At 44.6% G+C, this 25,447-nt stretch carries 20 protein-coding genes; all 20 read right to left on the reverse strand.

What is annotated here, in order from left to right; all coding sequences use genetic code 11:
- Positions 1-148 precede the first annotated feature (148 nt).
- Positions 149-1,615 (reverse strand): bifunctional methyltransferase/pyrophosphohydrolase YabN, encoded by a 1,467-nt coding sequence (gene yabN / locus G476_RS0102350; protein WP_026688687.1) that lies wholly within the window; start codon positions 1,613-1,615, stop codon positions 149-151.
- Positions 1,616-1,621: 6 nt separating this feature from the next.
- Complete coding sequence (locus G476_RS21115; protein WP_084405572.1) at positions 1,622-3,259, reverse strand: putative polysaccharide biosynthesis protein; 1,638 nt, start codon at positions 3,257-3,259, stop codon at positions 1,622-1,624.
- 163 nt (positions 3,260-3,422) lie between these two features.
- Positions 3,423-3,962, reverse strand: a complete 540-nt coding sequence (gene spoVT / locus G476_RS0102360; RefSeq protein WP_026688688.1) for a stage V sporulation protein T — start codon at positions 3,960-3,962, stop codon at positions 3,423-3,425.
- A gap of 292 nt (positions 3,963-4,254) precedes the next feature.
- A complete protein-coding gene (mfd, locus tag G476_RS0102365; protein WP_026688689.1) occupies positions 4,255-7,809 on the reverse strand; it encodes a transcription-repair coupling factor in 3,555 nt (1,184 codons plus the stop codon).
- Between the two features lie 115 nt (positions 7,810-7,924).
- Positions 7,925-8,149, reverse strand: a complete 225-nt coding sequence (gene fin, locus G476_RS0102370; protein ID WP_026688690.1) for an anti-sigma-F factor Fin — start codon at positions 8,147-8,149, stop codon at positions 7,925-7,927.
- 82 nt (positions 8,150-8,231) lie between these two features.
- Complete coding sequence (gene pth / locus G476_RS0102375; RefSeq protein WP_026688691.1) at positions 8,232-8,789, reverse strand: aminoacyl-tRNA hydrolase; 558 nt, start codon at positions 8,787-8,789, stop codon at positions 8,232-8,234.
- A gap of 642 nt (positions 8,790-9,431) precedes the next feature.
- The gene (locus G476_RS0102380; RefSeq protein ID WP_026688692.1) at positions 9,432-10,076 is read right to left on the reverse strand and encodes a 50S ribosomal protein L25/general stress protein Ctc; all 645 of its coding nucleotides are present in this window, start codon (positions 10,074-10,076) and stop codon (positions 9,432-9,434) included.
- Positions 10,077-10,197: 121 nt separating this feature from the next.
- Positions 10,198-11,151 (reverse strand): ribose-phosphate diphosphokinase, encoded by a 954-nt coding sequence (locus G476_RS0102385; RefSeq protein WP_026688693.1) that lies wholly within the window; start codon positions 11,149-11,151, stop codon positions 10,198-10,200.
- A 41-nt stretch (positions 11,152-11,192) separates the two neighbouring features.
- Positions 11,193-12,557 (reverse strand): bifunctional UDP-N-acetylglucosamine diphosphorylase/glucosamine-1-phosphate N-acetyltransferase GlmU, encoded by a 1,365-nt coding sequence (gene glmU, locus G476_RS0102390; protein ID WP_026688694.1) that lies wholly within the window; start codon positions 12,555-12,557, stop codon positions 11,193-11,195.
- Between the two features lie 432 nt (positions 12,558-12,989).
- Positions 12,990-13,280, reverse strand: a complete 291-nt coding sequence (gene spoVG / locus G476_RS0102395; RefSeq protein ID WP_026688695.1) for a septation regulator SpoVG — start codon at positions 13,278-13,280, stop codon at positions 12,990-12,992.
- Positions 13,281-13,614: 334 nt separating this feature from the next.
- Positions 13,615-14,355 (reverse strand): 3-oxoacyl-ACP reductase FabG, encoded by a 741-nt coding sequence (gene fabG, locus G476_RS0102400; protein WP_026688696.1) that lies wholly within the window; start codon positions 14,353-14,355, stop codon positions 13,615-13,617.
- Positions 14,356-14,448: 93 nt separating this feature from the next.
- Positions 14,449-15,738 carry a GntP family permease gene (locus tag G476_RS0102405; protein WP_026688697.1) on the reverse strand — a complete coding sequence of 430 codons (1,290 nt, stop codon included), beginning with the start codon at positions 15,736-15,738 and terminating at the stop codon, positions 14,449-14,451.
- Between the two features lie 18 nt (positions 15,739-15,756).
- Positions 15,757-17,331, reverse strand: coding sequence for an acyl CoA:acetate/3-ketoacid CoA transferase (locus tag G476_RS0102410; RefSeq protein ID WP_026688698.1), 1,575 nt, complete (start codon positions 17,329-17,331; stop codon positions 15,757-15,759).
- A gap of 317 nt (positions 17,332-17,648) precedes the next feature.
- Positions 17,649-19,721: a sigma-54-dependent Fis family transcriptional regulator gene (locus tag G476_RS23145; RefSeq protein ID WP_084405574.1), complete on the reverse strand. Its 2,073-nt coding sequence runs from the start codon at positions 19,719-19,721 to the stop codon at positions 17,649-17,651.
- A 75-nt stretch (positions 19,722-19,796) separates the two neighbouring features.
- Positions 19,797-20,975 carry an acetyl-CoA C-acetyltransferase gene (locus G476_RS0102420; protein ID WP_026688699.1) on the reverse strand — a complete coding sequence of 393 codons (1,179 nt, stop codon included), beginning with the start codon at positions 20,973-20,975 and terminating at the stop codon, positions 19,797-19,799.
- A 161-nt stretch (positions 20,976-21,136) separates the two neighbouring features.
- Entirely contained in the window at positions 21,137-21,949 is an 813-nt protein-coding gene (gene purR, locus G476_RS0102425) for a pur operon repressor (protein WP_026688700.1), read from the reverse strand.
- A 75-nt stretch (positions 21,950-22,024) separates the two neighbouring features.
- On the reverse strand, positions 22,025-22,888 hold the full coding sequence (ispE, locus tag G476_RS0102430; protein WP_026688701.1) for a 4-(cytidine 5'-diphospho)-2-C-methyl-D-erythritol kinase: 864 nt from the start codon (positions 22,886-22,888) through the stop codon (positions 22,025-22,027).
- A gap of 464 nt (positions 22,889-23,352) precedes the next feature.
- Complete coding sequence (locus tag G476_RS0102435) at positions 23,353-23,544, reverse strand: small, acid-soluble spore protein, alpha/beta type (protein WP_026688702.1); 192 nt, start codon at positions 23,542-23,544, stop codon at positions 23,353-23,355.
- Positions 23,545-23,813: 269 nt separating this feature from the next.
- Positions 23,814-24,080 carry a biofilm formation stimulator Veg gene (gene veg / locus G476_RS0102440; protein ID WP_026688703.1) on the reverse strand — a complete coding sequence of 89 codons (267 nt, stop codon included), beginning with the start codon at positions 24,078-24,080 and terminating at the stop codon, positions 23,814-23,816.
- Positions 24,081-24,534: 454 nt separating this feature from the next.
- Positions 24,535-25,407, reverse strand: coding sequence for a sporulation peptidase YabG (gene yabG / locus G476_RS0102445; RefSeq protein ID WP_026688704.1), 873 nt, complete (start codon positions 25,405-25,407; stop codon positions 24,535-24,537).
- Between the last annotated feature and the right edge of the window lie 40 nt (positions 25,408-25,447).

Raw genomic sequence — 25,447 nt, forward strand, 5'->3', positions numbered from 1 at the left:
TTGTTTACGCAATATTCGTATAGATTGTTGCTTTTTTAATATTTTCTTCGTCACGAGAATTGTTGTTGAAGAATACGGGCCCTTCGCTTTCCGTGGCGGTGCTAGCAAGCCGGTAGAAACACCCTGCAGGATTGATTAAGCACAGAGTCTACAACCCTCGCTCTTTCGCTTCGTTCCAAAATACATCGAGTTCGTCTAAGGATTTTTCTTCCCAATCAGACCCTGTTTCTTTTAAGGTCTCTTCAATATAACGGAATCGGCGAACGAATTTTTCGTTTGTGGTTCGTAGCGCTTCTTCCGGTTCAATTTTATAAAAACGGGCAATGTTTACGATTGTAAAGAGCACGTCTCCGAACTCTTTTTTCATCGCTTCAGGATCACCGTTTTCCAGCTCTTCTTCCCATTCGCGGAGTTCTTCTTTCAGCTTTTCGCGCATCGGCTGTGCATCGTCCCAATCAAAGCCAACTTTAGCCGCTTTCTTTTGAACGTTGTATGCACGTAGTAAGCTCGGCAATGATTTTGGGATGCTGTCTAAGAGTCCCTCGTCAGAGCCTTTGTCCCCTTTTTCTTCTCGCTTAATCTTTTCCCACTGCGTAACGACGGCTTCAGAGTTGTCTGCATGGGCCGTATCAAACACATGGGGATGACGACGGATCATCTTTTCAGTTATGGACGTAATCACATCCGAAACTGAGAAGTAGCCGTCATCTTCACCAATCTGTGCATGAAGCATGACCTGCAGTAACACATCACCCAGTTCTTCAGCGAGGTTCTCTTCATCTTGTTCGTCGATGGCTTCTAGCACTTCATACGCTTCTTCGATTAAATAAGGCTTAAGAGACTCGTGGGTTTGCTTTTGGTCCCACGGGCAACCACCTGGACCGCGAAGAGTGGCAATCACATCTCTAAGCTTTGTGAATTCGTGAGTAAGAAGGGCATCGTCTTTTACCGGCGGCACGTAGACTGCAGTAAGGTTATTCAACGTGGTTACTCGGTCTAGTTCATACAAAGGAACTTCCGTTAAGGTTTCCTCTTTACTTCCTACAGCTGTTGCCACGGTTACAAGATAGTCATCAGGGAGAATGTCCATTAAAGTGAGCTTCACTTCTGATGCCACGAATGCATCATACACTTGGCCAATGAGAATATGGTGTCTTAACTGCAATTCGTCTCGCTTCAAGGCTGTACCGTCTACCAATTGAAAGCCTTCAATAGGATCGATCTTTAAAGATGCAAATACCGGATCTAGGAAACTCTGTCCACCTTCGACCTTAATGGTGACACCGTATTTATTCGCGCCTTTTATGAGGCGCTGCACGGTTTCCTCCGCAACAAGGGGATGACCGGGCACGGCATAAACCACATCTTCTTCTCTTGCTTTTTCCAAAAGAATTGCTGTGATTGATTCATATACGCTCGAAAATTGGTCGTGTTGCTCATATATATGATCAAAACTTTCAGGGTCGATGCCCTCTTCTTTTAACTCGTGCAGGACAGGATGGTCTTTTGTGCGCACATATAATGAAGAAACTCGTTTTAGTTTTTTATAAATCCCAATCGGTAATTGGTCCAAGTCCCCTGCACCAAGTCCTAAAATTGTAATCGTATGGGCCACGGTTTGTCAGCTCCTTTTCTTACGTTCCAGTTTTTTTATCATTGAAGGTAGTTTGGGTACTTCTTGCCAATCTTCGTACTTAATCACATTTAACTTTACGCCTGATATTAGAAACGCTACTGCACCGGCACCAGATGCAGTTAGAGCAATCACGACGGATCCGAAACGAGATGCATCCGCTACTGCATAAAACCAAATGGCCTGACACACCAATGCAGTCACCCCGGTTAGGGTTAGAGCAATCATCAGTTTGATCCCTTCTCCCACTCCCGTTCCCCTTGCATTCCACACTCCCAGTTTCTTCATATATATAAAGACAATGAAGACCATGGTTACGTAACTGAGCAGTGTGGCTATCGCTGCTCCGTTTATTCCGTACAGAGGAACAAATATCCCATTAGAAATTGTTTTAACTACAATCCCTACTGCAACGGAAAAAAGAAGTACCTTCCCTTTCCCAACACCGTGCAGGATCGCTGCAGTCGTTAAAAAAAGAGAAGCAGGCAGAACGACAGAACTGATCAGCATTAGGGCATGTTCACCTTGACGGTCTGTAAAAAGCATGGGGTTCAAGGTCGGCATCACGGTAACCAAGCCAACTGCGGCTGCACCACCAAGGAATGCCCCCGTTTTTACGGCCCGAGCTGTGTAAAGGCGCACCTTGTTATGATCCCGGTTAAAAGATGCTCTTGCCACTAGTGGGACGAGACTCAAGGAGAAGGAGGTCGTAATCACGGTTCCCATTTGTACAATAGGCCATCCACGATCATATATTCCTTTTAAAACAGGGATCATGTCCCTTTCCATGCCAGTCATACTTAGCAAGCGAACCATCGTTAATGAGTCAATGAGCTGCATCAAAACCATGCTCATTGCGCTTATGCAAACATAAAATCCACCAATCACGATCGCTTTTGTATATCGCTTCCACTCTCGATCTTTTTTTACAGAACGTATGTGGAGCCTACTTTTTTTCAAGGGGAACAACAAGGAGAACAGCGCAGCCATCCCTCCGAAAAAGGAACCCAAGGCCGCCGCTGCACCTGCTTCATAAGGGCCGTATTGAGCCATTGCCCAAGCGGACAAAAGGAGGATGGCAACCACTCTCACACTCTGCTCAATCACTTGAGACACGGCAGACGGTGTCATCCATTCCATTCCTTGATAATAACCTCTTAAGACAGATACGAATGGCATCACAAGAAAAGGGGCAGCCATAACCTGCAGTGGAAAAGCTAGACGTGCATCGCCAATTCCAGCTGCAAGAAAAGGGGCACTCCAATAAAGCATGAAGCCAAGACTCACATTGACCGCACCAATCACGACCGTTGACACAACAAGCAAGCCTCCAATGTTTCCTTTGTTTCCCTTTTCCCGTTCATCAGAGATTAATTTTGACAAGATGACGGGAAATCCGTATGTAGCAAGTACCAAGGCAATACCGTAAAAGGGATACACTTGCTGATATACATAAAACCCTACGTCTCCCGTTATGTTTTGGTACGGCACTTTGTAGACGGCACTTAAGACCTTGACGATGATGGCTGCAAGGGATAAATAAAGTGCCCCTTTAACAAAGGATTGTCGCTTCGCGTTGTTATGGTCGTTGTTCTTCATTGAGACTTCTTTTTCGTTCCCCATCATTGCACACCGTTTCTCTCATCAGGGAACTTTCCCCTCCGGACTTTTATGACGTTATTATAGCATAACTTAATCGCCCCTTTGTAATGAGCAGGTTCCTAGCGAATCAGACATAAAAAAAGAAAGCCACCTCTCAGGCAGCTCCCTTTTTAACAAATATAAATGATTATTGTTCCATTTGACGTGCGAGAAATCCTGCCGCTGTTTCAGCGAGCTTTTTCTCCACATCTCCCATTTGGGCGCCTTCTTTTGCAAGAAGTACAACCGCCCCAATTGGATCACCGCTGGCAATAATAGGGGCAATAACGTACCCACTCAGATTGTCTTTTGCTTCTCCGGCAATGTTGTACTCTCCTGAGCTTGTCTCTAGGAGCGTTTTGCGATCATTCATGGCCGATTCGATAATATCGCCGATACTCTTATTCGCGTAATCCTTCTTCGATCCGCCTGCTACGGCGATATACGTATCGCGGTCTGCGATAAGTACAGGATGATTTAGGCTGTCGTATAGCGCTTCTGCGTATTCCTTAGCAAAATCACCCAATTCAGAGATCGGAGAATACTTCTTCAAGATTACTTCGCCGTCACGATCGACGAAAATTTCCAAAGGGTCTCCCTCACGAATCCTCAATGTGCGTCTAATTTCCTTTGGGATTACGACCCGGCCTAAATCATCAATGCGACGAACAATTCCAGTTGCCTTCATACATGCGTTGCCTCGCTTTCCTTGATGTAATCACGTAGATGTTGTGCAGGCAATGTTTCTTTGCCAGCTTGAGCTTGTACTTATTATCCAACTAAAAAAAAGAACTATTCACCAATTAAAGAATAAAATTGCGTATCTCCCTGCTTTCATTGGAAATCCCCTTCCAAATATGGGGTCTGACCCTGTGTTTAGTCATTCACAAGGGCCCTGATACTAAGTCATCTTTTCACACTTCACCTTATATAGAGAAAAAGCACCGATCAACGGGATCGGTGCTTCAGTCTAGTACATGTTACCCTACAGGTTCTTTTCGTACTTCATCAAGATTCGCCAACGCTTTTTCAAGAGCGTTCAAATATTCTTCGTCTTTTAACGTTTTTCGCTTTATATGGATCGTAATTGACTTTCCTGTCATGGAAAGATTCATTTTCCGGGAAATTTTATTGACAAGGTTAAACAATTTCGACCCATCGATACCATTTGTGGCCTCTTCAGTCAGAATGACCTTACACTCATTGTTCTTCTCCACAATGGACTGAACACCCTCTTGATAAGAGTATGCTTTGATCTTTGCCACTTGGAACAAGAAACCAACTTCTTTTGGATAATCACCGAAGCGGTCAATCATTTCATTTTGCAGATCGAGAATATCCCGCTGTGAATCAAGCTCCTTGAACCGTTTGTACATGTCGATTTTTTGCTTTGAATCAGGGATATACGACTCCGGAATATAAGCATCCACTTTGATATCCAAATCAAGGTCCGGCTTCGTCTTTTTCTTCGTCTGTTCTCCCTTATCGCTACTTACTGCTTCTTTTCGCTCATCGATCGCGTCTTTCAGCATTTGTGAGTAAAGATCGAAACCAACCGAAGCGATAAACCCGTGCTGCTCGGCTCCAAGTAGATTACCGGCACCTCGAATGGACAAGTCTCGCATAGCAATTTTAAAGCCAGATCCGAGCTCAGTGAACTCCTTAATGGACTGGAGCCTTTTCTCCGCTACTTCTGTCAGTACTTTATCCCGCTGATGGGTGAAGTAAGCATAGGCCACTCGATTAGATCGGCCTACTCGTCCGCGGAGCTGATAAAGCTGTGACAGTCCCATACGATCGGCATCATAGATAAGAAGGGTATTTACGTTAGGAATGTCGACCCCTGTTTCAATAATTGTCGTCGTAACCAATACGTCTGCGTTCCCTTCTAAGAAGTCGAGCATGACACTTTCAAGCTCTGTTTCCGTCATACGACCATGAGCAAAGCGGACCGTAGCGTCGGGAACGAGCGTGGCAATTTTGTCGGACATCGTCTCAATATCTTCTACCCTGTTATACAAGAAGAACACTTGCCCTCCCCTTGCCAACTCCCTCTCAATCGCTTCACGTGTTAGAGCTTCGTTGTATTCAACCACATACGTTTGAACGGGGAAACGGTTCTCAGGCGGGGTCTCAATGACCGATAGATCTCGCACGCCAAGCATGGACATGTGAAGGGTTCTAGGGATCGGTGTAGCAGTGAGTGTGAGTACATCCACATTCGCCTTCAATTGTTTAATCTTCTCTTTATGTGTAACCCCAAATCGCTGTTCTTCATCCACAACAAGAAGACCGAGGTTTTTAAACTTCACATCTTTTGATAATAGTCGGTGGGTACCGACCACAATGTCCATGGATCCTTTACCCAGTCCTTCAATGGTTCCTTTTTGTTCTTTCTTTGTACGGAATCGATTCATGAGGCCAATATTAATCGGGAAGTCTTGAAATCTCTCTCGAATCGTTTCGTAATGCTGCTGCGCGAGGATCGTTGTTGGTACAAGAAACGCCACTTGCTTTCCATCCATGATGGCTTTAAAGGCAGCGCGAAGAGCCACTTCCGTTTTGCCATAACCTACGTCTCCACACAGAAGACGATCCATCGGACGGTCTCTTTCCATGTCTTTTTTGATTTCCTCAATAGCAGAAATTTGATCTTCCGTTTCTTGGTACTGGAATGAATTCTCAAACTCCCGTTGTTCCGGTCCATCTTCAGAAAAGGCGTGCCCTTTACTCGACTCTCGTTCAGCATAGAGCTTAATCAGATCATCAGCGATATCCTCTACAGAAGAGCGAACTTTGTTCTTCACTTTCTTCCAGTCGCTTCCACCTAAAGCATAGAGCTTTGGCTCTTTATCTTCTGAACCGACGTACTTTTGGACTTGGTCAATTTGATCTACAGGCACATAGAGCTTGTCATCTCCCGCATAGGTAATGTGCATGTAGTCTTTATGAATACCACCGATGTCCAACGTTTCAATGCCTAAATACTTTCCGATTCCGTGGTTAATATGAACAACCCAGTCCCCGACTTTCAGCTCTGAATAACTTTTGATTCGCTCGGCATTAGACAGTTTTTGACGGTTCCGTTTCGGACGACGGGCTTTTTTTGTAAATACTTCTTCCTCTGTCACAATCATAATCCGTTGCATAGGAAGGTCGAATCCTGCAGTAACCTGCCCAGTCGTAATAAGGGCTTCCCCTGGCGCTGGACGATTGTCAGGAGATGTAATTCCCGCTTCAATGTCGTAATCCGCGAGCACCTGTTTCATTCGCTCCGCACGATCTTGGTCACCAGCGACAAATAAAATGCGATAATCCGATTCTTTCCAACGGCTCACTTCCGTTTTCAACAAATGGAGCTGCCCGTGAAAGTTCTGCATCGACTTCGCTTGGAAATTTACGATGTTTTTCGGTGCTGTAGACGGAACGTGTCGCAAGAAGAGACTCATATAAACACGAGGAACACTTGCCTTTTCAATCAGCTCGCTCCACGTTTTTGAAATGACCAAGTCGGATACGCTCGCTCCTTGGCTGAGCATCGTCGTCTGCCACTCTGCTTCTTCTTTTTCAAGACTTTGAGCCATCTCTTGTACTCGGCTGATTTCATCAACGAAGACAGCACCGCCTTCAGGTAGGTAATCCAGAAGCGTAGCTTTTTGATCATAGTAATAGGCCATGTATTTATACATAGCATCAAATGGCGTTTTTTCTCTTAGCCAGCCAATCTCCTCGCCTACTTTTTGGGAGGTTAATTCTTTCGCTTTCGCATCCTTCATTTTCGACAATGTTGCCGACAATTGTTGCTCAAGACGCATAGCGCCATTTTCGTAATGGCGATCCTCAAGTAACACTTCTTTAGCAGGGCCAATCCACACGTGCTCGGTTTGATTTAAAGAACGTTGTGTTTCCACGTCGAAATGCCGAATCGAGTCAACCTCTGTATCAAAGAGCTCAATTCGGATCGGATGCTCTTCAGTTAGTGGGTAAATATCTATAATACCGCCTCGAACACTAAACTCTCCCGGTGACGTGACCATATCGGTTCTTGAGAAGCCCATCGAAACAAAACGGGTAAGAACACGATCTAGATCGAGATCTTCTCCTACCTTTAGTTCCACTTGACATTGTGACCACACTTCCTTTGGCGGAAGCAGTCGTCTTAAACCGGCCATCGGCGTAATCACGATTCCTGGCTTATTGTTGGTCCAGTGGTTTAAGGCCTCGATGCGCTGTCCTCTCATTTCCGGTGAAGCAACAGCGATCTCAGAAGCAATTAATTCATTAACGGGGTATAAAAAGATGTCCTCTTCTCCCGCTAAAGAAGATAAATCCTCATATAGCTTTTGGGCTTGATATAGATTATGGGTCACAATCAGCTGTGAACCTCTGGTTTTTTGATAGATTGAAGCGAGTAAAAGAGACCTGGATGACCCTGTGAGACCAGCTACCATTTGTTCTGATAGCCTTGCCTCAATGCCATCTGTAATGCTCGTTACATCGTCCCCTCGACTAAATAAGTCTATTAAGCCTTTCAAGGTGTTTCCCCCCTTGCTTTTTTCTAATCTAGTAGTATGACACCCTTCTGTATATCAGCAGAAAAACGCTTTGGCATGTCGCTTGCCAAAGCCTACTGTCATTTAAAACCATCCATTATTGTAAAAAAGACTCAAATTGGTGATAATCAGGATTTTCAGTTAGTGCTTTCTCGCACTCTTCACAGATCGCTTTCACGTGTGTTTCTCCACGATCGTCATAATTGATCATGGTTTCCCGTTCCTCTTCGTTAAGGAGATGAAACCCTAATCTTTCTTCATCTGAATGATTAATTGAACCTAGTTTCGTCCGACAATGACGACATTCATAATGTATAGCCATGATATATCCTCCTAACAAACCTATGCAAAACCTTCTTGCAATAGTATGAACGGAGAAAATACCGGTTATTCACTTGTTTTCGTTAATTATAGTCATTCATCACTTGAAGAAACGGCTGTTTTGTCCATGATAAACACGCATCTGTGGCTTTTTCAACCGATTCATCCATAAGTTTTCGTTCATCAGGTGCAAAGCGACCAAGAACATGATCCGTTACCGCTTGTCCTTGCACGGGTCTACCTACTCCAATTCGAATTCGTTTAAACTCATCCGTGCCAAGGTGTTGAATAAGCGATTTAATGCCGTTATGACCACCCGCGCCGCCCTTTTGACGTAAACGAATCTTTCCAGGTGCAAGATCCAGGTCATCATACACGACTAGCAAATCTTCAGGCGTCATTTTATAAAAATTCATGAGAGGTGCTACCGCTTCACCGGATAAATTCATATACGTGAGAGGCTTTTGCAAAAAAATCTTTTCACTTCCCATGCCGGCAGAGCCATGAATCCCTTTAAACTTACTTTCTGTGAGCTCAATCGATAGCTTGTCTTGGCAGCGGTCAATCACTTCGAATCCAACATTATGTCGAGTACCATCGTATTTCGCCCCCGGATTTCCTAGTCCTACGATTAACTTCATAGCAGTAACCTCACTTTCTTCTTCCCTATCAGAGCGGGTGAACCATTTTTTGAAAAACATTGTCGTCCCCTCTTCCTGATTTATGTATGTTTTTTGTCTATTTCGTACGGTGTTTGCTTTTTATTATGGCTGTTTTCGTATATATGTTGTTTTTTTATTTTCTTTATCACTAGAATTGTTGTTGAAGCATACGGGCCCTTCGCTTTCCGTGGCGGTGCCCTTCTGCTTCAACTTTTTCTTGTATAAAAGCAACAATACTTCCGAAAACAGCGTATATTATTTTCTGCATCACTAGAATTGCGGCTGAAGCCTATGGGCCCTTTATTTTTCGTGGCTGTGCCAGCCAGTCTCGTGAGTTATCATGGAAGCTTGAGCGCATCTTTATCTTAATTGCTTTTCCATTCATTATATAACAGAACGATTCATCATAAAACGTAGTATTTTTTGTTTAGTTGAATGAACGGTGGCTTTAGTCGAGTTAGGATAGAACTTAGTCGAGTTAGCAACCGCTTTAATCAAGTTAGCAGACTGCTTAGTCGAGTTAGCTTCCTATGAAGACAAGTTGCCTCCCTTTTCACCATTAAATCCAAGGCGAAAAGAGGCATAACCTCAGTGGGTTATACCTCCATTTCATTATCGATATTATTCTTCTTTTTCACCTTGTGAATTTTCTTCGCCATCTTCAGCAGCTACTAATTCAGGCTCTTCGCCTCCTTCAGTGGCTGGCTCTTCTGGCTCCTCTGTAGGAGGCAATACGGAGACAACAACTTCTTCAGGGTCGTTGTTGAATTCGAAATCTCCCACGCCTTTAATGTCCTTCACTTGGATGGAATCATTCACATCTAAGTCGGATACATCAAGGTCGATGGAATCAGGAAGGTTCGCCGGAAGTGCTTTAACGGACAATTCGTATGCCGCAAGCTGCACCACGCCGCCTTCTTTCGCTCCTTTTGATTCTCCAATCAAGTTCACAGGAATATCAGCATCAAGTTCACTCTTCATGTCTACTGCGTAGAAGTCTAAGTGAACAAATTCATTTTTAATGCGATCCACTTGCATGTCATAAATCATCACATCGTATTTTTTACCGTCTTTATCAAGCTTGAATACGCCTGTTTTACCAACTTCACGGTAGGTTTTAAGAAATTCGATTTCATCTACTGTGACTGGTGTTGTGTCTAGTGATTTTCCGTATAGTACGGCCGGAATGCCTCCTGATTGACGAATCTTGTTGAGTCTTGAACCTCGCAAATCCTTACGATCTACTGCTTGCAATACTGTTACCATGTCTAGTCACCTCATCCTATTCGTATAGTACTGTTTTACCCTACTTTGAATGATTTGAAACCATACTTTAAACCTTATCGCTGTTCTTTCTCAGCTGTTTCGCCGCCCTTGGGCGCACACCTTAATCAAAAAGCTTACTTACAGAACGTTGCTCATGGACGTGAATGATCGCTTTCGCTAACAATTCACCTACTGAAAGCATGGTTACTTTTCCTGTTTTCTTTTCTTCAGGTAGGTTGATTGTGTTTGTCACAACCAGCTCTTTGATTTTTGAGTTTTCAATACGCTCCATAGCAGGACCGGAGAGTACTGGGTGTGTACAACAAGCGTACACGTCTTTTGCTCCCGATTCAACTAATGCGTTTGCTGCTAGGCTCATTGTACCTGCAGTGTCAATGATATCATCAATGATGATCGCCGTTTTGCCTTCTACGTTACCAACGATGTTCATTACTTCAGCCACGTTCGGCTTTGGACGACGCTTATCAATGATAGCAATCGGTGCTTTTAAGCGATCCGCCATCTTACGGGCACGGATAACGCCACCGTGGTCCGGAGATACAATAACCACGTCATCGAAGTTCTTTCCTTCAAAGTAGTCAGCCAAAATCGGAACACCGACGAGCTGGTCTACTGGGATATCAAAGAACCCTTGAATCTGTGTTGCGTGAAGGTCGAGTGCAATCACTCGTGTAGCACCGGCTGTTTCTAGGAGGTTTGCTACAAGCTTTGCTGTTATCGGCTCACGTGAGCGGGCTTTTCTGTCTTGACGGGCATAGCCATAGTAAGGCATAACCACGTTGATCGTTTTCGCAGATGCACGCTTAAGAGCGTCAATCATAATGAGAAGCTCCATAATATGCTCATTTGCCGGAGAAGAAGTGGACTGAATGATGTATGTATCACAGCCACGAATACTTTCTTCAATATTAATTTGGATCTCACCATCACTAAATCTTGAAACGGAGCTTTTCCCCATTTCTATTCCAATGTGATCCGTAATCTCGTGAGCGAGCTCCGGGTTTGAGTTCAATGTAAATACTTTAAGCTTTCCATCACCATATTGGGACATAATTGCACTTACCTCCATAGTAGTTAAAAGTTTTAAACACAGGCTTATTTATCTTTTTTTACGTAGTTTTCTTTGTTTGTTTGACGCTGGCGAGCGATAGCCAATGCTTCTCCCGGCACATCATCTGTAATCGTAGAGCCCGCCGCAACATATGCGCCCTCGCCTACGGTTACTGGAGCAATTAAGTTTGAGTTACAGCCAATAAACGCTCCATCTTCAATCTTTGTAAGGTGCTTGTTTTTACCGTCATAGTTAACCGTAATTGACCCGCACCCTACATTCACTTCGTCTCCAATCTCCGCATCGCCAAGATAGCTCAAGTGAGACGCCTTGCTTCCTTGTCCCATTTTTGTTTTCTTAATTTCTACGAAGTTTCCAATACGAACATCATCAGAGATATCCGATTGTGGACGAATGTGAGCGAATGGTCCGATGGCTACGCCACTTCCCACTTCACTGTCATGAACGACGGATTGTTTGACTGTGGTTTTGTTACCGATACGGCTGTTTTTCACTTCCGTGTGAGGGCCGATTACGCATTGGTCGCCAATCACAGTCCCGGCTTCAAGAACAACACCTGGGTAAAGGAGTGTATCCTTACCGATTTCAACACCGGCTTGGATGTACGTGCTCGTTGGGTCGATCATGCCGACACCCGCTTTCATATGCTCTTTGTTAATACGCTTTTGCATGAATTGCTCAGCTTCCGAAAGAGCAACACGATCATTTACACCCATCGTTTCCTCAAAATGCGGTGTTTGATAGGCTGCAATCAATTCCCCTTGTTTTTGGAGAATCTCAATAACGTCAGGTAAGTAGTACTCTCCTTGAACGTTATCGTTATTGACGTGGGTAAGTGCTTCAAAAAGTGCTTCATTATCAAAGCAATACGTTCCTGTGTTAATTTCTTTCACGCTTCGCTCTTCAGTATTTGCATCTTTATGTTCAACGATTCGTTTGACAGCTTCGTTCTCATCTCGGAGCACACGACCATAACCTGTTGGATCTTCAGCTTTTGCTGTAAGAACAGTAACTTTAGCCCCTTGAGTCTCGTGGTACTCAAGTAATTCATTGATTGTGTCCTGAGTAAGCAACGGTGTATCTCCGCATAAAACAACGGTAGTTCCCTTTTCACCCGCAAGTAAAGACTCAGCTTGCATAACAGCGTGACCCGTTCCTAGTTGTTCTTCTTGTAAGACGTACTCGGCGTCATTGCCAAGTCGATCTTTTACAAGTTCAGCTCCATGACCAATTACAGCGATTGTTTTTTCAACCTCACAGCCCTTGAGCTGGTCAACCACATGCTGTACCATTGCTTTTCCGCAAACAGGGTGCAGCACCTTGTACAAATCAGACTTCATTCGTGTTCCTTTACCTGCGGCTAAAATAACCGCGAACCGTTTACTCATAAAATACCTCCAGGGTGCGTTTTTCCATTATTGAATATATCTTAAAACTAGCGATATTTCAAGGAAGCTTACTAGATTATCGGGTTTTCCATGATATGCTAATTCGTTGGTTAAAGTGAGCTTGCCTTTTGCAAACACAGCCTTTAAAGCTTCTTTTTAGCAATGGTTTATTATTCTATACCACAATATGGGATTGTGAATCCTCTGTTCCTTCTATGTAAAGCTCCGTAGGTCGCCATTCGCTCCCTTTTCTTGGTGGACCAGGGGATAAGGTGGGACACCGTGCTTCTCACTCTGATCGTGAAGCCTCTTAGTCTCTGCGTCGTAGGAACTTGAAGCGCCATCTTTTCGAAACCTAGCTAACACGATAAAAATGAACACAAATAAAATAACCCGGTCTCCTAAGTGACCGGGTTATATCCATTGTAAAATTTAAGAAGCGCCTGCTTCCTCGTATTCTACTTCTTCCTCTCCAGCCCGTTCGTACTCTGCAAGAACAGCTGTCTGGATTTTCTCTCTCGTTCGAGAGGAAATCGGATGCGCGATGTCTCTAAACTCTCCGTCTGGAGTACGCTTGCTCGGCATTGCTACAAACATGCCATTATTTCCGTCGATCACGCGAATGTCATGCACGACAAATTCATCATCGATGGTAATAGATGCGATAGCGAGCATACGACCTTCCGTGTTTACACGGCGCAGTCTCACATCTGTTACTTCCATATCTGCCACCACCTTTTCCGTATAATAGATTCTTGATTAACAAATTCAACGTTTGTTGGAAAATTCCTTCTATTTTTCTGAGAAATTTTAAAATTTGTAATCGTTATATTCAGAAGTAGCTACAACCTTCCTCCTGAGGCCTTTTTCCTAATTTAGAAGATGTGTGCAAAAAGCATGACGGACAGGGATCATTTACTGGACCGCCGGCGTATTTTGAGGGGGAAAACGACTTCATAGAGCTACCTTTTATTACAAAACAAAAGCCGCCCAACATGGACGGCCTTCATCATTCCTTCTTCAAAATAATCTTATCGGTGCCGCAAATGGGGACGTCTTAAATAACAACCCCGCCATCCACACTGAGAATTTCACCTGTAATGAACCTTGCTTCGTCTGATGCGAGGAACAAATAGGCACTTGCAATGTCAGTTGGCGTAGCAAGATCCTTCAGCACGGCCTTCTCCTTCATCATGGTTAACACTTTTTCAGGCATCTTTTCAGTCATAGGTGTCAACACGAATCCTGGAGCTACGGCATTCACACGTACTTGATAGCGCCCGAGCTCTTTCGCCCATGTTTTCGTCATGCCATTGACTCCCCACTTCGTCGCAGCATAGTTGGTCTGTCCGAAATTTCCGTACGTACCCACAACCGAAGAAGCGTTAAGGATCACACCGCCACCTTGTTCTTTCATGACGGCAGCGGCTGCCTGTGTCACATTAAATACTCCTTTTAAATTCACATCAATCACTCGGTCCCACTGAGACTCTTCCATTTTTAACAACTGAGCATCTGCTGTAATACCAGCGTTATTTACGAGAATATCAATGCGATCAAATGCTGCTTTTGCTTCCTCTACTAATGTTTGTATACCTTCACGATCAGTTACATTGACTGACACGGCAATCGCTCTACCGCCCTCCGCCTCAATTTCTTGAACGGTTTGCCTTATATCGTCTTCATTTAAATCCGCTACAATAACGTTTGCCCCTTCTCTTGCAAACACTAACGCTGTTTCTTTTCCAATGCCTCGTCCGGCACCTGTAATGATGGCTGTCTTTTCTTTTAATCTCATGTTTATGTCTCCTTTAGTTCACATATAGTCTGTCTAGCCACATGACCGATCGAGCCTGCGCTAGGCTACTTTCTTCAAATGGCTGATTATGTCTTACAAAAATCCAATAATGGATACCAAGATCGCAACAAATACAGAAATGACAGGAATCACAACCCCAACCACAAAGATATCTTTATAGGCTTCTTTATGACTCATTCCTGTAATGGCCAGGAGTGTTAATACGGCTCCGTTATGAGGAAGAGCATCTAAACCACCAGACGCGATAGAAGCGACTCTGTGGAAGGCTTCAGGCGGAATCCCTGTAGCCATACTAATTTCGTAATACCTATCTCCAAGGGCTTCAAGAGCAATTCCCATCCCGCCGGACGCAGAACCTGTAGCCCCGGCAAGAACATTGATCGCCGCCGCTTGTGAGATAAGAGGGTTTCCAGGAACACTTAAAACGATCTCAGTCATGCGCTCAAAGCCCGGAACCGCACGTACAACAGCACCAAACCCTACCGCTGCACTCGTATTAATAATGGCAATAATTGAACCATTCGCTCCACCATTTATCGCTTTTGTAAACTGTTTAAACTTCGTAATGTTTAAGGCCATTATTGCGAGAATACCGATGATAAGGGCAATGACAATGTCTAGGTTAAAAAGGTTCAATGTACCAAGGACAATCAAGAGCGGAAGTACCGATAAAATAACATGAGGGACTTTTCCACCCTCATCTTCAGCCAATACTTTTTTATCTTTTGGTTCGGTATAGACCTCCCCTGTAGCAGTAAGTTTTTTCTCACGCCATCGAAGGTATAAATACCCTCCTACTGCCATAACAACTGCGGCTGAAATCCCCATTACTGGAGCAGCCATCGGTGTTGTCTGATAGTAAGGCATTGGGATAAGGTTTTGAATTTGAGGTGTACCCGGAAGAGCCGTCATCGTAAAGGTAAAAGCACCTAAAGCTACTGTTGCCGGAATTAAACGTCTAGTAATGTTCGCTTCTCTAAACAGAGCCAATGCAAGTGGGTAAACAGCAAAGACAACCACAAACAAACTAACTCCACCATAGGTAAGGACAGCAGCCGAAACGAGCACGCCTAATATAGCTCGTTCAGTACCAATGACCTTCGTTAATGCTAAGGCCACAGACTTTGCCATCCCCGTGTCTTCCATCAACTTCCCGAAGATCGCACCTAGCATAAAGACCGGGAACCACGTCTTCGCAAAATCAACGAAGCCTTGCATGTACGTGTCCGTATAAGCATCCAAAAGATCAAGTCCACCGGTTAACGCCACCACACCGGCTGCAATTGGGGCCACCCAAATGATTGACCAACCTCTGTAGGCTAAAAACATGAGTAATGCTAAACCTAGTAAAATACCAAACATGTAAATTCCCTCCTCTTCTTATACTTCAGTAAGTGTTTTTTTAGCGTTGTTACCAAGCTCCATTTTTTCCTGTCTAAAAATCCGAAGATCCATTGGCTTCAATTCATCCGATACAATTGGTTCAAAATCCATTTGGTCTAAGATATCTCGCTGTAAGTCCACACCAGGCGCGATTTCTTTTAAGACAATACCGTTTGGACCAAGCTCGAAGACCGCTCGCTCCGTTACATACATCACCGGCCGCTTCGTCTCGAAGGCATACGGACCGTTAAATGTGATCTGCTCTACCTCGCGGATAAACTTCTTAATCTTTCCTTCTTGTAAAATTGCCAACTTTCCGTCTTCGATGGAGACATCTAAGCCCCCTGCTGTAAACGTGCCGCAGAAAACGACCTTCTTTGCATTTTGCGTAATGTTAATAAAGCCACCGGCACCGGTTACTTTAGAGCCGAATTTACTTACATTGACATTCCCATCTCGGTCGAGCTGAGCCAGGCCAAGAAAGGCTAGATCAAGTCCGCCTCCATCGTAGTAGTCGAATTGGTAAGGTTGATCGATGATCGCATCAGGGTTCGTGGAAGCTCCAAAGCTCAACCCTCCTGCCGGAATTCCTCCGATCGGCCCGGATTCTACTGTAAGCCTCATGTTAGAAATCACACCTTCCTCACTGGCTACAGAAGCAACCCCTTCTGGTACACCTATGCCCAAATTAGTAATCGCATTTGGAATCAACTCCATAGCAGATCGACGAGCAATGATTTTTCGCGACGATAAAGGAAGCGGCTTTAATTTATCAAGAGACACTTTAATTTCTCCTGAATACGTAGGGTTATAGTCTTCAGCGAAGGTTTGCATATGGTTTTCTTGTTTCGCTTCTATGACTGCATCCACGAGGATCCCCGGCACTTTGACCATCCTCGGGTCGAGCGTGCCGTTTTCCACTACCTTCTCTACTTGCATCAAGACTATTCCACCGGAGTTCTTAGCTGCTTGTGCCATGGATAAAATCTCAAGACTCGCCACTTCTTTTTCCATGGTAGCGTTTCCAAATTCGTCCGCATAGGTGGCGCGAATGATGGCTACATGAATCGGGAAAGTATGATAAAACAAATATTCTCTATCATGAATCGACATGAGCTCCACTACATCTTCTTTCGTGCAATCGTTGATTTTTCCTCCATCTTTTCTCGGATCAACAAAGGTTCGCAACCCCACTTGAGAAATTGTACCGGGCTTTCCTGCCGCAATATCTCTAAAAAGATGCGTAATAACCCCTTGAGGAAGGTTATAGGCTTCGATTTTGTTGTCGATTGCTAATTTCTGTAGCTTCGGGGCCAGACCCCAATGCCCTCCAATTACTCGTTTAACAAGTCCTTCGTGTCCAAGGTGATTAAGTCCTCGATCTTTTCCGTCACCTTGACCGGCAGCGTATACCAAGGACAAATCTCTCGGAGCACTCTCTTCAAGAAAGCGCGCTTCCAATTCTTTCGTCAATTCTTCCGGGTGTCCGTTGCCTACAAACCCACCGGTCGCTACCATGGATCCATCTTTTATTTTTTTAACGGCTTCTTTTGCTGTCATCACCTTACTCATACTCACATCAACCTCCAAGTTCGATTTTCGGTATGACGTTTTAAAATGCAAGAACGATGCCAACAAAATAGAGGAAAACTCCTCATAAAACCGCCTTATATGTATGCGCTTTCATAATCGGTTGTCTCTTTTCTCTCTTGATTGTAAGGAAACCCGTACACAAAAGAACACCACCTTAGCCCTAATGTAAACATAAACTTACAGTTCGTGGTCCATTTAACAGTAGTGTTCAGTAAACCTTACAAAATACGAGTGAGAAGGACTGATTATTACACAAGAATGGTACAAAAAAACTCAAAAGGCGGCACCTTTTGAGTCTAATTTGCGGATGATAATCCCAGCTTAGCTATTTTTTCATACAAAGCTGTTCTGCTTAAACCAAGAACCTTCGCTGCCTTCGATTTATTCCCATTCGTATAACGAAGGGCGTTCGTTACTGCCTTCTTTTCAGCCTCAAGCATTTGTTCGGCATAAGATTGAGGCTTTTCTCGTCGCCCGGACACTCCGGTCAACTTTTCCGGCAAGTGGCTCTTTGTAATCGTTTGATACGAATCGACGACGTTCACCGTGCGCTCCACCACATTTTCAAGCTCTCTTGTATTGCCCGGCCAATGATAATCAAGAAGAGCTCCCTTCGCTTCATCTTCAATGGTTCGCACTTCTTTTCCTAATGTGCGAGAGAGTTTCTTTAGAAAGTACGGAATAAGTTCCTCGATGTCTTCCGGACGACTCCTTAAAGGTGGGATGGAGATGGAAAACACATTCAGACGATAGAAGAGATCGAGCCTGAAGTCACCTTCATCGATCATGTTCTCTAAATGACGATTGGTCGCAGCGATCACCCGAATATCCACCGGTTTCGCTTTTGTCGCTCCCACTCTTTCCACTTCCCGCTCTTGAAGTACTCTTAGTAACTTCACCTGCATATGTATTGGCAGTTCTCCGATTTCGTCCAAAAAAATGGTTCCCCCATCAGCGGCTTCGAACTTCCCTATTTTCCCGCCCCTTTTCGCACCTGTAAACGAACCTTCCACATAGCCAAACAACTCGCTTTCGATCAAGTCATTAGGAATGGCTGCGCAATTTACTTTTACAAAAGGCCCCGGAGCCCGAGGACTAGCGTTATGAATAGCGTGGGCGAAGAGCTCTTTTCCCGTTCCACTCTCCCCAAGAAGAAGCACGCTGGAGTCGGTAGACGATGCCTTTAAGGCCAACTCTTTTGCCCTGTTCCACTGTTCACTTTTTCCAATGAGCTGATCGAATTGATACTTCGCCCGATTCGTTTCCTTCCATTCCCCTCGAAACGAGGCCAGCTCCTTTTCGAGCTTTTCCATTCGTTTTTTGAGCGCTTTAAAGCCTCCCAAGTTTTTAAAAAGTACTTTTCCGACTGCCCCTACGAGCTTCCCTTCTTTATAAATCGGGAGTCTCGTGGCAATCATGTAGTCCCCTTTAATCGGCTGAATATCTGCGATTTCGGGCTTCCCTGTCTTGGCCACAATATGCATGCGCGTGTGCTCAATAACATCTGTGACGTGGCGGCCGACGATCGCTTCTTCCTCCATCTCCAAGAAAGAAGCATATTCTTTACTAATCATTGTAATCATCCCTTGAGTGTCGACAATAATGATGCCGTCATAGGTCAGCTCAAGAATGGTTTCCATTTGCTCGGCCTTTTCTTTCCACTCCCCTTCTCCTTGGGTCAGTGAGGGTGTGGCTTCTTTGAACCGAAACACGTAGTAACTACCTTCTCCACAAGAGACTGTATACTTCTTGATCCGCATTTTTTGTTTCTTTATAAAAAAAGAGTAGGTTTCTTCATCCAATCCATCAGAAATCATATCAACAAAGGTGCTTTTCTCTATAAGATCTGTGACGTTCATTCCGGGTAAAAGACCGTACACGTCCTTTGCCTGCTTGTTAGCGTAAACAATTCGCTCATCATGTTTTGTGACGAGCAACATGTCCTGTTCACAATCGAGCAAGGATCCTAATAGATCCACTCTCTCCATTCGTTTCGCCTCAGCTAGATTGAACCAATCATCCGAGTACAAAATCCCCGCTAACTCTTGGTTGTGATTAACCACCAACAGGCTTGAAGGGTGGTAAGTAATCTTTTGGACGGGGGTTTCCTCTTCATATACCGTAAGCACTTGTCTGTCCATAATGTCCTTTACTAACGTTTGAGGTGGAAGCCCTTTCATTAAGGCGGACAGTAAAGAATCCCCGGACAAACTTCCTACAACACGCTTCATGTGGTCAATCACCGGTGCGTGCTCATGTTTAAACTGATACATTTTTCTTGCCGCTTCTTGTATGCTCTCTTCTTTTAGCAATACGACGGGCGCTTTTTTCATCGCTACTTTTGCCGGAATTTGCTCATGTGTATGCATGCTCCCACCTCCTTCTACTCTTAAACGTTAGTATAGCAAACATTCATCCATTCATGGTCCGATCTTTTCGGTCCGTTACCGACTAACGATCAATGACGTGCCCTGGCCTCCGCCGATACATAAGGTAGCCAATCCTCGCTTTGCGTCCCGTCGCTTCATTTCATGTAGCAAAGAAACCAAAATACGCGCGCCTGATGCCCCAATTGGGTGACCAAGGGCTATGGCCCCTCCATTTACGTTTACCTTATCCGGGTCCAGGTTAAGATCGTTAACCACACTTAATGCTTGCGCAGCAAACGCTTCATTTGCCTCAATTAAATCAAGGTCATCTGTGGTCAAGTTGGCTCTTTTTAATGCTTGAATTGTTGCAGGTACTGGGCCATACCCCATAATGTTCGGATCTAATGCTGCATTTCCGTATGCCGTGATCGTGGCAAGAGGCGTTATGCCAAGCTCTTCCGCTTTTTCTTTTGCCATGACAATCACCATGGCCGCTCCATCGTTAATACCTGACGCCGATCCCGCAGTAACGGTACCGTCTTTTTTAAACGCAGGGCGGAGCTTCGCAAGCTTCTCCATGGTCATCCCATGCTTTGGGAACTCGTCATCTTTTACACGTTTTGCTTCTGCTTTCCGTTTCGGAATGTCAACAGGAACAATCTCTTCCTCAAACCGACCAGCTTTTTGCGATGCTTCTGCCCGTTGCTGGCTTTTCAATGCATAGGCATCTTGATCTTCTCGAGATAGCTCCCATCTGGTCGCGATATTCTCTGCTGTTATACCCATATGAATGTCTTCAAAGGCATCCGTAAGACCGTCCCGTAACATTGTGTCAACCATTCGCCCGTCTCCCATTCGTTGTCCGAAGCGTGCCTGTGGCAACACGTAAGGGGCGTTGCTCATGCTTTCTGTTCCTCCAGCTAAAATGACATCTGCATCACCAAGAGCGATAAACTGAGCTGCCATACTCACCGTTCGAAGACCCGATCCGCATAGCTTGTTAATGGTTGTGGCCGTAATCGTATCTGGAAGTCCTGCGTGAATGGCCACTTGTCGTGCTACATTTTGTCCAAGGCCGGCTGAGAGAACGTTGCCGATCAACACATCATCAATCATGTCAGGGGTAATCGTTGCCCGCTCAATGGCCCCCCTGGCTGCGATTGTTCCTAACTCCACTGCCGACTTCTCTTTTAAAGCACCGCCAAAATTTCCGATTGGTGTTCGAGCAGCGCTCACAATAACGACTTCTCTCATTTCTATTCCTCCTCATGGTTTGAGTGATTCGTTTCTCACCCTGTATTTATGCAAGTTTTATGCCAGTGTGGAGGTGGTACTCGCACGTCTTTTTAATAGGAATAGGGAGGCACGAAAGCAAAAACAAAAAAACCGCTCCATTAAGGAACGGCCTTCACTAGTTAAAAGAGATTTCCAATTTCTGCTTTGATCGTTTTTGCTTTTGCATCTACTTGAGATATCTTCGTAAGCGATGTGTATTCATCTACAAGTGGTTCTTCTTCATGAACGGCTTCTGTCAGGACACCGATTCCCGCAACAGTGGATTGAAATTCATGCACGAGCTCCATCATGCCGCGAATGGTTCCCCCAGCTTTCATAAAGTCATCAATAATCAACACGTTCGAGTGAGGCTTCAGACTCCGCCTTGCCAATGACATGGTCTGGATGCGCTTTTTGGACCCTGACACGTAGTTAATGCTCACAATGGACCCTTCTGTAATCCGATGCTCGTGCCTAACGATGCTTACCGGCACGTTCAATTGAGAAGCTACGGCGTACGCGAGAGGAATCCCCTTGGTTGCCATTGTCATGACCGCATCTACGTTTGCATGTCGGTAACGGGAGGCAAAAATTCGCCCGATACTTTGTACAAGTGTGGGGTCTCCAATAACATCCATCATGTAAAGGTAACCACCTGGTAAGATCCGATCCGGATCTTCCAGTCGCTCACAGAGCTCTTCGAGGAATGTTGTAGCGGTTTCTTCATCCACGCTCGGAATAAACGTCACGCCACCGGTGGCTCCTGCCGCCGTCTCAAGCGTTCCGATCTTTTTTGCTTCAAACATTTCTTTTACGATCGTCAAATCTTCACTAATCGATGATTTGGCCGATTGATAACGTTCTGAAAAATAAGTTAAAGGCACTTGCCGATGAGGATTGTCCATAAAATAGTGGGTCATATCCACCAGCCGCCCGCTCCTGCGAAATTTCATCCGTCAACCTCCGTGTAAAATCCGAATATTTAAAGTTAATATATCATTATTGTCCGGATTTTACAAATCCATACCCTATTCGTGACGAGTACCTAAAAGGCGAACGACAAAAACCTGATCCACGAAACCCTTAAGACCGTTATTGATCCGGTCTGCACGAGATTGGTTTTGCACAAGGGCGTAAACGGTCGGTCCACTTCCACTCATAAGAACACCATCCGCTCCAAACCCTTTCATTCGGTTTTTTAAATGAAGGACTTGGGGATGGATAGAAAAAGTTGCGTCTTCCATAGCATTACCAAGCTCACTACAGATTCCTTTAAAGTTCTTTTCTTCAATGGCTTGAACCATTTTCTCTGTATTAGGGTGTTGCAAATCTTCCAATTTCAACTTACCGTAGATGTCTTTTGTTGAAACACCCATAGGCGGTTTCACAAGGACAATCCAACACGGAGGTGGTGTGGCGATGTGCTCAAGCTTCTCGCCCCTACCTCTAGCAATGGCTGTTCCACCATGTACACAGAAGGGAACGTCCGAGCCGATCTCCGCCCCGAGATCGGCAAGCTCATCAAGGCTTAGCCCCAAGTTCCACAAGTCATTCAGTCCTCTAAGAGTGGCAGCTGCATCCGTGCTCCCCCCTGCAAGGCCTGCTGAAACCGGGATGTTTTTCTCAATAAAAATATGTACGCCTTTTTTTACGTTGAAGCGCTTTTTCAACAGATTCGCTGCTTTGTAAGCAAGGTTTTGTTCATTGCTTGGTACAAACCCTTTGTCCACATCAATCGTAATCGCGTTCTTGTCTTTTACCGTTAAATGAATGCGATCGGCTAAATCAACCGTCGTCATGACCATTTCCACTTCATGATAACCGTCGTTTCGTTTATTTAAGACATCAAGGGTTAAATTGATTTTCGCTGGTGCTTTTACAATCCGCTGCATCATTTCCACCTACTTTTTCTAGCTTTTCCCCGAACATTGTCGCTTTCGCTATTTTACCATTACTCTTGTGAGGGAACCAGTTTTGGCAGAAAAATGTCGCTATTTTTATGAAAGGCTTAGCTAATCTCCTTCTTTAGAGGGCTAGTTCCGGAAAATGAATATATCCCTACCTCAATTGTAAAGCTTCGTTGCACGCTATCCGCTCCCTATCTACGGCAGTGCCGACGAGCCTCCTTGTGGGGTCTGAAGGCACTGAAAAAGTTTGATCTTTAACTTTTTCAATGCCTTCGGGTCTATCTTGGCTCCCCCCACCTCAGGAGTGTCGCTTCTAGCGCTCATCTACGCATATCAAAAGAACCCAGACTTGCACATGAAATAAAAAGGTTCACTGAGACGTTGTTCCGGAAAGAAAAAGGCCCAAAAGGCATATCGCCTCTTTGGACCTTCCGTCACTGTCACGTGATTTATTGTTTGTTCTGGTACTGCTCGGCCATTCGTTGTTCGGCCATTTCAACTGCACGCTTGGTCATGTTGCCGGCGTCCCGTGAGCGGATCCCGCCCCAGCCTTCACGTTGAACAGTGTCATAGAAGCCTAAATCCTTTGCCAGCTCTACTTTAAATCCTTCTGACATCGTGCCTCGTCTTCTTCTGCCCATAGTTAAGCCCTCCCAGTAACAGTGACACCTTTAGTGTTACCTTGAGGCAGGGATTGTTTCTATGAGGAAAATGGCGTTTTTGGGAAATGTTGATGATGGATGCGGGATATATCTGACACTTCGTTTTCCCTGTTAAGCTGGATCGTCTACAGGTCCATCAATCATCAAAGCACCAGCACAATACAAAAAAACGATTATCCAAAAAACTGCCTAAGTTCGTTCCGTTAGACGTTTTTTTGAATAATCGCATCGTAAAAACCAAATGACTGTTAAACAGACTCTGTAGTCGTTGTTACTTCTTCTTCCGGTAGTGACAGTTGAACCGTATCTGTCAAAACATCCGTATAGCTGTATGATACGCGTTCGAATGCGTGGGCATCCTGATCTAACTTAATGATAAATACTGAAGGGTACGTACCTTCCAACAGACCAGAACGTTCAATCGTCTTTCGTCTTCCGCCATTTGCTTTAATCGTGACTTTTTTGCCTACGTTTGCGTCTAATGTGCGTTTAATTTCAATCAACGTTTTTGCCATTCCACTACACCTCACTGTATATACAATACCATCATTCGACAATGTTGTCAAATTAAAATAAAATTTAAATTATAACAATGTATGATGGTGACTGTCAATAAAAGATTCCCTTGTCATTTCGCCATTTTTTGCAGGCAAAATTGCCACTGAAACCCTTCTGTCGGTAGTTTGTACAGTTTTCTCATTTTTATGTAAACCAGATAGGGAGGCTGAAGGTTTGAGTATAGATTAGTAAGGCAAGAGAGGGTCTTTCGGGTTTCGGATCATCCACTTATTTTTGGTTTAATCCAGTTATTCTTTTATAGGTCCAGTTAATGTCGCTTTGATCCAGTTATTTTGTATTTGACCCACTTATTCCTTTTTTAATCCAGTTAGCTCCACTTCGCCACGCGCCCCCTATCTTTAAACACAAAAAAGAGCTCCAGGCTCTCGCTCACCCGCAACTCTTACTAAATTATTCTTCAATGTCTTCCTGCTCAATTGGAATGCCTCTTCTTAAGGAACCTCTCGATTCAATACCACCCATGCCCCGTTCTCCGGTTAACGTATGCTTTAGCATATCCCAAAGAGCTACCCGCTCCATGAACGGTGTAAGGCTAACCTTCGCTACCACATAGACCGGATCGAGTGCGTGAATGTTAATTCGTTCCGGAGAGCTGGCAAAGTTGGCACCGGCCTTTAAGATAGCTTGGAAATAGGATTGACACGCCCCTGCAAAGATCACAAGGTGATCCATGTACGGAACGACTTTTCTTGCTTCTTTCACTGCGTCCACAAAATAACGAGAGTTTCTATATGCTTTCATGTCTGTTTTAGACCCTTTGTTTTTCATGTAGGCATCGTGACCTGTGATCACTAAGATGTCCGGTCGAACCATTTCAATGAGAGAGGCCACTTGAAGAGGCATTTCTTTTTCAGCAATATGCACACCATACACTGGAACACCTAAGCGGTCATAAACCGCTGTGCATTTCTTTAAGTAAATCGGGTCTCCATCAATATGAAGGATTCGTCCCGGTAACTCAAAAAAAGACTGCTTCTCCGTATATCCTGACGTAATTTCATATTCCGTTTGTTCACGTATGAGCTTACGGTCTTGTCGAAACAAATGATAACAACTTTCTTCCTTTTCTTTATACTGTTCCAGGTGACGCTTTCGATCTGTTTCTTCCATGACGACCAAGTCGTCCATCGGGGCATCTGCCACTAAACGCATCTCTTCCCCAAAAAGTTCGACAATGTCCCCATTGATTGCCACAACCCTAAATAAGACATCGCACTTGTAAGATGCCCTACCTACTACCTGGCCGAGTTTAATCCCTCGCATGACAAACGCCTCCTCACACGATAACGTATGCGAGAGGAGG

It is taken from the genome of Alteribacter aurantiacus DSM 18675 (genome assembly GCF_000429705.1).
Lineage (GTDB): Bacteria > Bacillota > Bacilli > Bacillales > Salisediminibacteriaceae > Alteribacter > Alteribacter aurantiacus.

Excerpts from the sequence above, each read along its gene's own strand:
- spoVG (WP_026688695.1), bottom strand. The coding sequence starts at position 13,280 with ATGGAAGTAACAGATGTGAGACTGCGCCGTGTAAACACGGAAGGTCGT.
- yabG (WP_026688704.1), bottom strand. The coding sequence starts at position 25,407 with ATGCGAGGGATTAAACTCGGCCAGGTAGTAGGTAGGGCATCTTACAAG.
- purR (WP_026688700.1), bottom strand. The coding sequence starts at position 21,949 with ATGAAATTTCGCAGGAGCGGGCGGCTGGTGGATATGACCCACTATTTT.
- spoVT (WP_026688688.1), bottom strand. The coding sequence starts at position 3,962 with ATGAAGGCAACTGGAATTGTTCGTCGCATTGATGATTTAGGCCGGGTC.
- fin (WP_026688690.1), bottom strand. The coding sequence starts at position 8,149 with ATGGCTATACATTATGAATGTCGTCATTGTCGGACGAAACTAGGTTCA.
- glmU (WP_026688694.1), bottom strand. The coding sequence starts at position 12,557 with ATGAGTAAACGGTTCGCGGTTATTTTAGCCGCAGGTAAAGGAACACGA.
- G476_RS0102435 (WP_026688702.1), bottom strand. The coding sequence starts at position 23,544 with ATGGGCAGAAGAAGACGAGGCACGATGTCAGAAGGATTTAAAGTAGAG.
- G476_RS0102410 (WP_026688698.1), bottom strand. The coding sequence starts at position 17,331 with ATGAGTAAGGTGATGACAGCAAAAGAAGCCGTTAAAAAAATAAAAGAT.
- ispE (WP_026688701.1), bottom strand. The coding sequence starts at position 22,888 with ATGCAGCGGATTGTAAAAGCACCAGCGAAAATCAATTTAACCCTTGAT.
- pth (WP_026688691.1), bottom strand. The coding sequence starts at position 8,789 with ATGAAGTTAATCGTAGGACTAGGAAATCCGGGGGCGAAATACGATGGT.
- G476_RS21115 (WP_084405572.1), bottom strand. The coding sequence starts at position 3,259 with ATGATGGGGAACGAAAAAGAAGTCTCAATGAAGAACAACGACCATAAC.
- G476_RS0102420 (WP_026688699.1), bottom strand. The coding sequence starts at position 20,975 with ATGAGAGAAGTCGTTATTGTGAGCGCTGCTCGAACACCAATCGGAAAT.
- G476_RS23145 (WP_084405574.1), bottom strand. The coding sequence starts at position 19,721 with ATGCATACACATGAGCAAATTCCGGCAAAAGTAGCGATGAAAAAAGCG.
- fabG (WP_026688696.1), bottom strand. The coding sequence starts at position 14,355 with ATGAGATTAAAAGAAAAGACAGCCATCATTACAGGTGCCGGACGAGGC.
- veg (WP_026688703.1), bottom strand. The coding sequence starts at position 24,080 with ATGGCAAAAACGTTGATTGAAATTAAACGCACATTAGACGCAAACGTA.
- G476_RS0102405 (WP_026688697.1), bottom strand. The coding sequence starts at position 15,738 with ATGTTTGGTATTTTACTAGGTTTAGCATTACTCATGTTTTTAGCCTAC.
- G476_RS0102380 (WP_026688692.1), bottom strand. The coding sequence starts at position 10,076 with ATGGTAACAGTATTGCAAGCAGTAGATCGTAAGGATTTGCGAGGTTCA.